This window comes from Candidatus Nomurabacteria bacterium, assembly GCA_020631975.1.
In the GTDB taxonomy this organism is placed as follows: domain Bacteria; phylum Patescibacteriota; class Saccharimonadia; order Saccharimonadales; family CAIOMD01; genus JACKGO01.
This window is the reverse complement of the sequence record JACKGO010000008.1, coordinates 95,112-106,883: the sequence shown is the minus strand read 5'-3', so window position 1 is coordinate 106,883 and position 11,772 is coordinate 95,112. Positions and strand designations below refer to the sequence as shown.

General features: G+C 39.7%; 8 protein-coding genes. 2 read left to right on the top strand and 6 right to left on the bottom strand.

The window, feature by feature from the left end; all coding sequences use genetic code 11:
• The first annotated feature begins 22 nt into the window (after positions 1 to 22).
• Entirely contained in the window at positions 23 to 379 is a 357-nt protein-coding gene (locus H6795_04900) for a four helix bundle protein (GenBank protein ID MCB9817825.1), read from the top strand.
• Positions 372 to 1,460 (top strand): DNA replication/repair protein RecF, encoded by a 1,089-nt coding sequence (locus H6795_04895; protein ID MCB9817824.1) that lies wholly within the window; start codon positions 372 to 374, stop codon positions 1,458 to 1,460. The genes H6795_04900 and H6795_04895 overlap by 8 nt, the downstream gene beginning before the upstream one ends.
• Here the strand turns inward: H6795_04895 and H6795_04890 are convergent.
• The 6 genes from H6795_04890 to H6795_04865 form a co-directional block, all read right to left on the bottom strand.
• Entirely contained in the window at positions 1,450 to 3,036 is a 1,587-nt protein-coding gene (locus tag H6795_04890; GenBank protein ID MCB9817823.1) for a hypothetical protein, read from the bottom strand. The genes H6795_04895 and H6795_04890 overlap by 11 nt on opposite strands.
• A complete protein-coding gene (locus H6795_04885) occupies positions 3,011 to 4,825 on the bottom strand; it encodes a hypothetical protein (GenBank protein ID MCB9817822.1) in 1,815 nt (604 codons plus the stop codon). Before H6795_04885 ends, H6795_04890 begins: the two co-directional genes overlap by 26 nt.
• Before the next feature lie 40 nt (positions 4,826 to 4,865).
• Positions 4,866 to 7,802: a M23 family metallopeptidase gene (locus H6795_04880; GenBank protein MCB9817821.1), complete on the bottom strand. Its 2,937-nt coding sequence runs from the start codon at positions 7,800 to 7,802 to the stop codon at positions 4,866 to 4,868.
• 81 nt (positions 7,803 to 7,883) lie between these two features.
• Positions 7,884 to 9,761 (bottom strand): DUF87 domain-containing protein, encoded by a 1,878-nt coding sequence (locus tag H6795_04875; GenBank protein ID MCB9817820.1) that lies wholly within the window; start codon positions 9,759 to 9,761, stop codon positions 7,884 to 7,886.
• Positions 9,762 to 10,619, bottom strand: a complete 858-nt coding sequence (locus H6795_04870) for a hypothetical protein (protein ID MCB9817819.1) — start codon at positions 10,617 to 10,619, stop codon at positions 9,762 to 9,764. It abuts the gene before it with no gap.
• 30 nt (positions 10,620 to 10,649) lie between these two features.
• The gene (locus tag H6795_04865) at positions 10,650 to 11,771 is read right to left on the bottom strand and encodes a PrgI family protein (GenBank protein MCB9817818.1); all 1,122 of its coding nucleotides are present in this window, start codon (positions 11,769 to 11,771) and stop codon (positions 10,650 to 10,652) included.
• Position 11,772: the final 1 nt, after the last annotated feature.

Sequence of the window (11,772 nt, the reverse complement as noted above, 5' to 3'; positions counted from 1 at the left end):
TTAGATATTGGATACTAGATAAGTGATAACGTCGTTTACAGATTTAAGGGTCTGGCAAGAGGGTTACGGTGTAGTGCTTTCTATACATGATGCTTGTTCTCGGTTTCCTAAAGAAGAACTTTACGGACTTACTTCACAACTAAAACGAGCAAGTGCATCTATAACATCTAATATTGCAGAAGGATTTAGTAGTTCTAGTGCTAAAGATAATAAACACTTTTGGATAATAACAGATGGTTCATGTTACGAAGTAAAAAACCAACTAATTATAGCCAAAGATCTACAATTTATAACTAAATTAGAATATAAAGAACTATTACACAAAGCAAATAGTACTCATAAACTACTTCATGGGTTACTTAGGCCGCATAATGTCTGATATCTATAATCCATTATCTACTATCAATCATCTAACAAGCCTGCAACTGCAGCACTTTCGGTCGTACGAAGATTTTGCGGTCGAGCTTTCACCTGCTGTGAATATTGTAGTAGGCCCAAATGCGAGTGGTAAAACCAATTTACTAGAAGCAGTCTTGCTCTTGTCTGGTGCCAGCCCATACAGAGCTAGTATGCAAGATGTTATTATGCAAGAAAAACCTTGGGCCCGTATAGAAGCCATGCTTGCAAACAGAAAACGAAGTGTCAGCCTAGAAAGGGTCGGCGACATTGTGAAGCGACGCTACACTGTAAATGAAGTGCACCGCCAGCGGCTTAAATTTGAAGATATTTTACCAGTCGTGCTGTTTGAACCAGAAGATATGCGCCTACTTACAGGCTCACCAGAGCTTCGCCGGGAATTTATAGACGATATTCTCACAACCATAGACCCACAGTTCGCAAGTATAAAGCGGCACTACGTACGGGCGCTTATGCAACGTAATAATTTACTCAAACAACGGGCATCCACCATTAAAGATCAAGTATTTGTGTGGAATATTCGGCTCAGCGAACTCGCGGGCTATATTGTAGCGGCTCGCCACGCACTGATAAGTGGTTTTAACGAACAAATTAGTGACATTTACAGTACAGTTGCCACAAAAAAAACAGTTGTTTTGGTTGAGTATAATACACCGTTTGCTATTTCATCGTACGAATCAGAATTACTTAGTAAACTAGAATCAAATTTAGCACAAGATATAGAACGTGGCTTTACGTCTTATGGCCCACACAGAGAAGATATTAGCTTATATATAGACAATACTGCTGCCAAGGTGGCTGCTAGCCGCGGAGAGACACGCACACTAGTTTTGAGTCTTAAACTGCTAGAAGTTTCCTTACTTAATGAAACGCGCAACACAAAGCCTCTAGTGCTGCTTGATGATGTCTTTAGTGAACTAGACGGTGCACGCCGCAAAGCGCTTACAACATATCTAACCGACCACCAAACAATTATTACCACTACCGATGCTGACGTTGTGGCAAAAGATTTTGCCCAGCACGCCAACACCATCAGTTTATAACAATATTGTATAGACTTGGATCTATACCGGCATCCGACACACTTTGCATGATAAGTTTTGTTGCATAATCTTTTTCACTAGCATCAGTTTTGTATGTTTTAGTATCCTCATTATATTCAGCAATGATATTGGTGTTAATAATGATTGTATTGCCAATAGCTGATACATAATCTACATGATTGTTTTTACTTATAACGCCCAGGCCATGTAATAAATTAACTGTTTCTGATTGCGAAGTATCTAATTGTAATGCATATGTATCATCTGTTAATTCAGAATCCACACATGTCCTAATGGAGTCTAAAGTTACTTGCATGCCACATATATTGGTATCAGAGCTACCCTCATAAGCAATAAAACCACTATTAGTTTCTATGTCATATATAACAACATTATTCATCATGTTTAAAATCACTTTATTTTTATAAGGCAAGTAATCAGAAACTTTGAATAAAGTACGACTACTATTATTTTGAATAATGAACTCACTTTTATCCTTAAGGAATATGCATAACGTATCTTTCTGGCAAACAAATGCGGACGTATACTCATAGTTTGTTATATATGTATTTTTTTCTTTTAATTTATAAACACTGCTAATTGATAGTTTTTGTGGTTTATTATCCGACCCTGAATCTCTAAGCCTATTTTTGTAATAGTATGTTATGTAATCTCCGGCAACAACAATATCAAAACCATAGTCGTCTAGTTTAGGTAATTGTTCAAATGATATTGGTTGCATCGTGGAGTCAAAGCTTTCAAGATAGTATGCAGTCACGGAATCTTTACTATATAGAACATAGCCTTCTTGATAAGGTTTAATATTACCTAACTCGATACTATCAATGCTTCGTGTGTCAATCGGCGATCCAAAGTCACCATTAATATATTTTCTTAATTCAATAAACGGTTCTTGAGACGTTTCGGCATCGTCCACAACTGGGTAAGTTTTTATTATCATCCAAACTTCATTTTTGCTTACTTGCGCCAGACTTAACAGTTTTTGGTTATTTGATAAAAACACAAAATCTTTAGTTTGTATTACCTCGTTAGTGCTGTCAAAATACTGTTTTTTCAGCGAAGTTTCTTGATTGTTTTGACCATCATATTCTGAATTGTCTAAACACCAATGACTATAAACAATATCGTTCATGGTAAATGTACATTGATATGGATTTGTTGCGATGACGCTGGATTTAACTGACGGTGTTAATTGAGCATTAACGTTAGTGTGTTGAAAAAACCCTTTGGTATTAACGCTGCTAATATATGATTTATTAGCACTATGTACCAAAAGCGTGTAGTCGTTTTTCTTTATGAGCATTTTATTGCCATCAGTATAATTTCCTACATCTTTTTGACTAAATTGATTAACTAAAGACAGGGATACTTTTGTGTTATTTGAAGTTACACTTAAATAACCCCTAGTGCTTATGAAAAACAATATAATTAAAACTACTGATAATACTATTATTGAAACAACAATTTTAATAATTAACGATAGAGTATGGTTTTTTGGATTACTATTAGTACTGCTTATATAGATATTGTTATCCATGCCACTCACTCCATCCATAGAACGTATGTCCCCACTTTTTTTCTATTTCATCCGCTGATACTATTGAGTATTTCCCAGATTCTTCTATATCGTTGGATGCAATTAAACCATTCCCAATGTAAGTGTAGGCATGGCCGTCTCCTTCGTTACCCTTTTCTGCAGACCACATAATAGCGCCGATTGGTATTTCTTTATTTTTGTTGACCCAACCATTGTCTCTGTATCTTTTATAGGCGTCCCAGGCAGTTTCACCACTCACCATACCCTTACCGACTGATTTCCATAAATCAGAAACAATACCCAGGCACTGCCTTGTGCAACCATTGCTGCCGTGAAAGCCGCAATTAGGGTCGTTTTTTGCCCAGCGCTTGGCTTGTTCGGCGACTTGCTTACCTTTTGGTATTGACATAGGGCTGTCGGTGTAAATTTTTGAACCCTCTACGCCGATATCTGAGTTGTCTATTGACTGGTAACAATCGGTATCATCTGAGGAGTATTGCAAATTTTTATCGCCAAATTTATTAAGCCATTTTTTTGCACTACCGCCCCTTTCGGTTCTGACTACACTCTCGGTGTCACCAGAGCTCTCAAAGCCGGGTGTTGGTGTTAATCCCGGGATGTTAAAATTACCAGCACCATGCCATACAAAGGCGGCTTCTATAGGGTCGTCTTTAACTTCTTTTAAACGATCTAGGGTACTTTCATAGCCATTATTAAGTTCATGTTTTATGTAGGACAGTTGAGCGTCAAGAGTACCAGAACTTTTACCTATTTTTTCGGCATGACTTTTTAATCCCTGCTGTCTACCTGAGCTAGTCCATTGCATAATTCCATATCCGGTTGAACCATCCACAATGACCTCATTTGATCTGCCGCCACCTTGGGTAACCTTTGGGTGAAATAACGAGTTTTCTTGCTCGAGGTTACCCAAAGCACCGGCTGCCTGGACTGGCGTTAATTGTAGACCTTCGTCACTTGTTAAATAGGCCCATATTTTTGCAGCACGACCGGTTGTGGTTTTAGTGTTATAGTTCGTGTTCAAGCTAAATGATGAAAGCGGCTGAGTAGCGCTATCTTTAATTTTATTTGTTATGATTTCAGCCAGAGCATTCTTACCTTTTTCATTCGTGTGTACACCATCCTCCAGTAGTGTAATTGATTGCTTGTTTGCGTTAGTTACCTCTTGTGCCCAGTCTATGATAGTAAACCCTTGATCTTTATAAGTGTCATCTAGTACTTTGTTGCTATCCTTTTCTATTTTATCCAAATCATCACGTGTTACACCAATATTAACCCAATATATGCTTGCCTTTTTATTAATATCTTTTATTGTATCAATCAATTTCTTTACATCGTCTTTTTGAATGCCGCCATTTGTACCCAATTCAACAACTACCGTATTGGCATTTTTTATTATATTTTTGTTTTTCTTTAATGCGTCTATGCCGCTCTCCCCATCACTTTGGCCTTTTTTGTTGATAGAGCGAGATACTTCACCGTCAAAGATTATTCTATCGCTTGCGATATTTTGATCGATTAGTTTATTTTTTATTGCATCTTGTGTTCCGACCAAAATTGAATCGCCTACAAACAACACAGATCCAACTTCCTGTGCTTCATCTGCTTCGTCTGGGTCAATGCATGCAACAACCGGGTCATAATAATAAATGCCTTTATTTATCATGTCTTGGGTAGTAGGTTTGTCTTCGGCATAAGCCGTGTTTAATCCTAAACTAAAAACAAAAACCGCCAGCACAATAAATTGAATAATTCTAGATATTTTCATACTGGTTTGAGTGACTTTCATAATTTCTATTTAATAATTTGATGTAGTTGTTCATAGGATATCATTGAATTTCCGGCTTTGCTGAGCACTGTTTATAGTCTTGGTTGTCATTTAAATACCTAAGCGGGTTAATTATCTTCCCTTGACCCATTTGTGCGTACGCAAATACGCTTACATCTTTTGTAAACCCAAAGTGTAGATGCGGAGCACCAGGTGATCCGGTCTGGCCCGATGAGCCAATTTTTTGCCCCGTGTCTACTTTTTGCCCCTTTCTTACATCAATGCTGCTCAAGTGTTCGTATACAGAGTAAAGTTCATCATTGTGTTTGATTTCAACTATGCCGTATGAACCGCCTAATTGGCCGACAACCTCGCCGCTGGCGACTGCAAATACGGGTGTGTTCATGTTTGCATAAAAGTCCAGTCCAGGGTGGGGTCCTTTACTCAGGGGTTGATTAAAGCACGAGTTAATTTTAATGTCGGTTTTGAGCGGCCAAACAAATTTATCTTGTGAGTCTTCCTCGCCGTCGCCAGTGTCTTCGTTGTTGGTGTCGTAGGGTAATAATTCTTTGCATGATTCTTCATCATCAAACTCGAGACAACTAAAGCTTTTTAGTGTTAGGGTGTCAAATGCGAGTAATCTAGTACGAAACAATACTTCATCTGTATCCATGTCTTTACATCTAGATTCATAATCTGGTTGTAGATATAAAGCGGTAGGATTATTTTCGTCTTCGTACGAGTGTGTTATAAAGTCATAATTGGCAGTTATTTCTATTCCGGTGCATTCTTCGAAATGAGCTTTTTTATCAGGATCATTACTTAAGTTATCGTATACATACTCGGCATTTATATAAGGGTTTTCATATGCATCTTTATCTAATCTATCTAGATCAAAACCAACCATAGGGACGCCATAAAATACTTGTGATGGCGGTGGTGCGGCGTTTACTTTTTTAAATAACACACTATTAATATTGGACAATGTTCTTTGAGGAATAGCTGCTACTGTTTCAAGAGAGTCTTGTGCATAAATACTGCTTGCTACTTGTGCTGCCGGACTACGGTAATCTTTAATATCAAACATTTTTGCAATAAAATTGCGCTCGTCATTAATGGCTCTATACTCTCTTACAATCTCGTTTTGTTTAACCTCTTGCGCATCAGTTAATGGTTGCCCACCCATACTCATAGACGATTCATTCGCCATATATCTTCCACCCAAGAATACCGCTTCTGCATAGGGTGCTCCAGCATATTTATCTTCAGTTAAGTCAATTGCAGAACCAGCAATCCAGCCAATTATTGCATTACCCAATTCTTCGAACTTCCCTTTAACGATTTGATAAAGAGGGCTATAACCTCCAACTGTATCTACTACTTTCATTAATATATCGCCAGGCAAATTAACCACACCACAACTTAAATCAGTGGGTTTTATATCGTCCAAAGGTAAAGCGTTATATGCTTGTATAATTTGTCCAAACATAGGTATTGATAGCATTGCTTGATTGTATTGGGTGTCAGCAAATTCAATAATATTGTTTGCCTTCTGAATGAATTTTTTATTATTTGGATCAAGTTCGGGATATCGTTGAAACGTCTGCTCCGTTTCATAGTCATCATTAATAGGAACACCACTGCTTACGCTGTTTGCGTACTTTATTAAAGTAGCGTTATTCCAGTTGCCATCAACCCCATTGTCAGAAGAATTAAAATTTTTGCTGTAATTATTTAAAAACTCTGAATCAATATCATCACCTGCTTTCATTTTACTAGCAACTGAAATAAGTTCGTTTGCAGCATTCATCATTGGCATTACCTTATTAAGAGTTTGTATATTTGCTATTTGGTCAGCAGAATCACGAACAGTGCAACTTAGCTGTACGACCGCTACAACTGCACCAATTATCGTGCCTGCTTCAGTCACAATCTGACCTACCGAAGTCACTGTTTTTGACGCTATTTCCTTAAACAATTTACTACCACTCTTACCATGAAGGTCAACATCCTTAGTTGCACTTGCTAGTCGTGCCCTGCGACTGTCTTGAAACTTCTTATATGTTTCAGCGGCAGACGATTTTACAGCTTCTCTTATTTTGGTATTAGGATTATAAGTCGCGTTCGACCTTTTTATCAATGGTCTCGCAGCCCACGCAGCAGCTCTTTTATCAAAATCAGGCGAAATAGCCAGCATTTTATGTATTATTGTACGATTATTGAACGTACCACCAGCTTTAATTGATATCACATTCCCGGATCTTTCAATTGATTTAATATCTACACCAAACTTTTTGGCAATTTTTGCATTCCTGTCAGCATCAGATTTTACACCTTTTAAATCTTGTTTTAAATCATCAGGCATGTCATCTAAATTAAGTGTAATCCTTTCAAATTTGCCCCCTGGTCTCGAATATTCCATTTTCAGGCCACTTTTTGCTAATTTTTTATCTATTTTCCCAGCTCTATAAGCTTCTATTGTGCCTAATCGAGTATTTTCAAGCTTTCCATCGCCACCTCTAGCTAGCTGTGAATATACGACTAAATTACGGATTCTATGAGACATAGATATCTCTTGGTTACTAAAACTAAGATCTTGGAGCATTTCGGACATATGCAGAAATTTAAGCGGTCCAAGCGAACCTACAACAAATGCCAGTGTTGGAACAGCTATTGCAAAAATAAATAGGAGTGATTTTCTCTTTTTGATTAATGCGAAATAAAACTTACTTTTTTCTTTCATTGATGAACGAATGAATTGTGATTCACTATCGTCTGTCGAGTATAAAGAATTAGAGTTAGCTGATTCTTGTTGGGTTTCTGTTTCTGCAAGAGATGAATCACCTTGTGCAGAACTAGAACTAGAAATGTTTTTATCAGAATCATCTATAGCGGGAGATCGAAACTTATTTTCCCAATAACTATCATCAAATTGACCCTCTTTAGGGTCGCTATTTGTACCTTCTTTGTTGTCTGGATTTGTTAGTGTTTTTGGCATGCGAGTTGTTTACCCAATTTTCTCTTATAGTATACCATAAACACGATGAATGCGCATGGTACAGAATCTGGTTACCATATCTTATCTGACGGGTATTTGGCCTTGGTCTTCGAGTAGTTTTATTTGTTCTGGGTTGGTTGTTATAAGGCTTGTTTCTGATGGGCTGGCAGCAATTTGTATATGCACGTGACTTTGCCCAGCAAAGAAGAGTCCTTGCCCAACCGGGAACTGGCTGAGGCGCTTTTTTTCTTCTGATGTGAGCTTAAAGACATCTGCCAATACGTCTACGGCACTTACAGATTGTTTTAGTAAAATTTGCATAGATGCATTAGCCACAATGGCCCGCCCAAGGCGTGAACTCATAAAGTCTTCTACATCCTGCGAAATAGTGGTGATTCCTAAATTATACTTACGGGCTCTTTTAGCTAAGCTAAACATAAAACTGGCGCTATCTTCGTATTTCATCAGTTGCCAGGCTTCGTCTATTACTAGCATTCGCCTTTTTTGATCTGACTTTGTTTTATTCCAAATGTAATTAAGCACAATATACATTGCCACGGGGCGTAGTTCATCTTCTAGGTCACGAATATTAAACACGACAAACGGGTTGTTAATATCTACGTTACTTTGCTGGCTAAAAATACCAGAAAACGTACCAGTGGTATATTTGCGTAGTCGCTGGGCAAGTTGTGGACCTGTGCCCCCCATATGCAGCAAGGTGTCGTATAAATCGTGGATGGTTGGCGGGGTACTGTTATGGGTTAATGGGTCGTTGGTGATACCCGCTTTAGCGTAGGTTTCTAATAGCGCGGCGTCTAAATCTGCTTCTTCTGTTGGGTTAAGCGCTGGTGCAACCACCGAACCTTGGCTGGCGGCCATTTGGGCTTGTGCACCACCCATCATCAAACGCAACAGTCCATGTAAGGTTATAAGGTTACTGCGCAAGGCATTATCTGCTTCTTCTGTATCTACGACTAGTGGTAAATCAAACGGGTTAATACGGGTTGGCGAATTTAGGCTGAGTTTTACGTATGCCCCACCAACTGCTTCACTCATACGTTCATATTCGTTTTCTGGGTCTACAATAAATATTTCTACACCCAACATAAGGCTACGCAAAGCCTCTAGCTTTACGGCAAAGCTTTTCCCTGCACCAGATTTAGCAAATACAACGCTATTGCCATTTTCTAGGCTAAAGCGGTCAAATATCACCAAGCCACTGTTGTGCATATTTATGCCATATAAAATACCGTGATCGTCACTTAAATCGGCACTGGTAAACGGAAAACTGGTGCCAATAGCGCCGGTGTTCATATTTCTTCTAATTTGCAACTGATCTACAAATTGTGGAATTGTGCTGTTTAGACCTTGTTCTTGCTGGGCGCTGGCAGGTTTACTAAACACCAACTGTTGGCCAAGCATAGATTCTATCTTGTGGCTTACAAAATCGAGTTCATCTAGCGAGTTGCCATACACGGTAAAATACATACCAAACCGAAAGAACTTTTCTTCACCAACCTGTAGTTTATCGCGCAGTTCTTCTGCGTCTAGTATGGCGGCTTGTTTACCTGGGTCGCGTACCCTACCTTTTTCGGCATCTATTTGTAGGCCAGCCTCTAGCTGTGATACTTTTTTACGTAGGTTTTCTAGTACAACTTGGCTTTCTACCGGGTAAATAAATAACGATAAATCGACTACTTCGTCTATATTTACAAAGCTACTTATCCAGCCTGTGTGTATTTGCCTGGGGTAGCCAAAAACGTAGTAAGTCCGTGCAAAACGGGTACCAATCTGAAAATAACTACTACTAAATTCAATACTACTTGGTGCAATAAAGTCACGGAGTGCAGTAACACCTTTTTGGAATGCCGCCTGAACTTCTTGTTGTTCTTGCAAACGTTGTTGTTCGGCAAGCGCCACAGGGTCAAGCTGCTGCTTTTTTTTCTTAAAAAGACCCATTTATTGCATCTCCCTATCTAGGTTTGGCTGGGCAGCATTACCTTGCCCTTTAGTTACCACCGGCGCAGTTAAATCTGCAAAGTTTTTTAGGGGCTGGCGGGTGGCAGTATCTGGGTTGTAGGCGTCATAATAAAGCTCAATTAGTTCTTGGGTATCTAGTGCAGCACCTTGTACACCACATTGCATGAGCCCAGAAAGCACCGTTTGGGCTCGGTTTTTCAGTTCTGTTTTGGCAGCCTCTAAGGTGGCTTCGTCTATCGTTACTACCTGTTCTTTGTGGCCAAATATGGTTGTAAGTACACTTTTGCTGGCTTGGGCAACCTTTCGGGTGTCTAGGCTGCTGTAAAACGGAATAGCAATGTAAAACTTTTTATCCATTATATTGGTTTGGTCGGCGAGCGCTGCTATGTAGTTTATGTAATCTTCCATCAAAACACCTAGGAGCATGTTGTCGTGCTCGGAGCGTATTTTATCTAATTTTTCTAGGTATGGCCGAATGTCTACTTTACTTGACCTAACGAGTATTTGAACTTCAAAATACAGCGAATTTAAAAAGTTTTGGTAGGCGTATTCTACGCCTTCGCGTTCTTCTGGGCTCATAAGGTCAAAATTAATGCTCCGGCACATTAGTACCGACCTAAACGACCCATCATTCATAATGGCCACGCCGTCTCTTATTTCTGCAATTTGTAGCACGTTTTGGGTACTATTTGGGTTGCTTTTGGGCGCAGTGGCGGCTTCGTTGGAAGATGCCGACATCTGCCCTACAACGGGTGCGCCAGGTTGAGGCATCCCGGCAGCCGGCGGTCCATACTGATTTTGTGCAACTGGTTGTTGATTTTGTTGATCTGGGTACATTCTTATGGGCTATAACGAGGGTCCCACCCCTTAATGAAGCTTCACTACAACTTCTGTTGGGTCCTGCTTTTCTTGTGTTTTATGCTTGGCAAGACCAGCAATTGTAGATACCTTCAGGTTAGCATTAGCAAGTTCTATTGTATCAGTCTTTGAAAGGTGTGTCTGCTGGGAGGGCTGGCTTTCTGCTGCCTCTTTGGCTTGTTCTTGGTCTTTAAGTGCTTGCTGTTTTGCTAAATCTGCTTGCTGCTGAGGTGTTAGGACAACTTTATGATGCGATGCATATTGTACTTCAGAGCGTTGGCGTTCGAGTTTAGCGTGTTCGATAATTTTTTGTTCATCTTCTTGGGTAATTTCATGTATGGGCTGATCTGTAGGTATGGTAGCTTGTTGTTGGGGCGGTGGTGTGTCATATGAAGGCGGTGTAGCTGCTGGTGGCGTATAGTTTAGGGCGTCATCATCTGCATCGTTACGAGGCAAGGCTGCACTTGGTTGCTGCGCTGCAGCGCTGTGTATTTTTGCCATTAATTCTTGATGATGGGTCTGTGCTGCCGTTTGCATAAGGTTATCAAAATGCTGGGCGGTATCATTGTTTGCTACATCTAAAATATCGTCAGAAGCACGCACATCTATGTCGCTGACAGTTATTGGCAAGCTAACCGGGTCTATAATTCTATCAGAATTAAATTGGGCGTAGCCAGGCGTGGTATACATATTTACATCTACGTTCTTTACCGCCCAGCCACGGCTATCTAGGGTAGAAGCAAGTGCTTTTAGCCGACTACGCACTTGATTTTGGTTTAAGCCATCGGTGTAAATTTTTTCTATTCTTATAGGTGCAGTAATGTTCACTAAGTTTTTAATACCACTTTGGTCCCATATACGGACCCTCGGCTTGGTGTAAAAACGTATTTGTGCCGCCAACCACATTTCTGTTGGCTGGTCACGCCCAAGAGGTGCCGCCAACACGCCAAAAACTAATATAAATGGCAAAAACGGAATAGCAGTGTATATAACCCCAGTTGCAACCACAATCCTAAAAGCAATAAATATAGAACCTGCCGCAATAGCGGCAAAGATAAGCTGCTTTAGGCTTAGGGGCCCTAGTATCTTATCTTCTGCTTCTACGTCTTGTATTACTTTATATGTCGCCATA

Coding starts and splice junctions, on each gene's coding strand:
- H6795_04895 (MCB9817824.1), top strand. CDS start 372: ATGTCTGATATCTATAATCCATTATCTACTATCAATCATCTAACAAGC.
- H6795_04890 (MCB9817823.1), bottom strand. CDS start 3,036: ATGGATGGAGTGAGTGGCATGGATAACAATATCTATATAAGCAGTACT.
- H6795_04885 (MCB9817822.1), bottom strand. CDS start 4,825: ATGAAAGTCACTCAAACCAGTATGAAAATATCTAGAATTATTCAATTT.
- H6795_04880 (MCB9817821.1), bottom strand. CDS start 7,802: ATGCCAAAAACACTAACAAATCCAGACAACAAAGAAGGTACAAATAGC.
- H6795_04875 (MCB9817820.1), bottom strand. CDS start 9,761: ATGGGTCTTTTTAAGAAAAAAAAGCAGCAGCTTGACCCTGTGGCGCTT.
- H6795_04870 (MCB9817819.1), bottom strand. CDS start 10,619: ATGTACCCAGATCAACAAAATCAACAACCAGTTGCACAAAATCAGTAT.
- H6795_04865 (MCB9817818.1), bottom strand. CDS start 11,771: ATGGCGACATATAAAGTAATACAAGACGTAGAAGCAGAAGATAAGATA.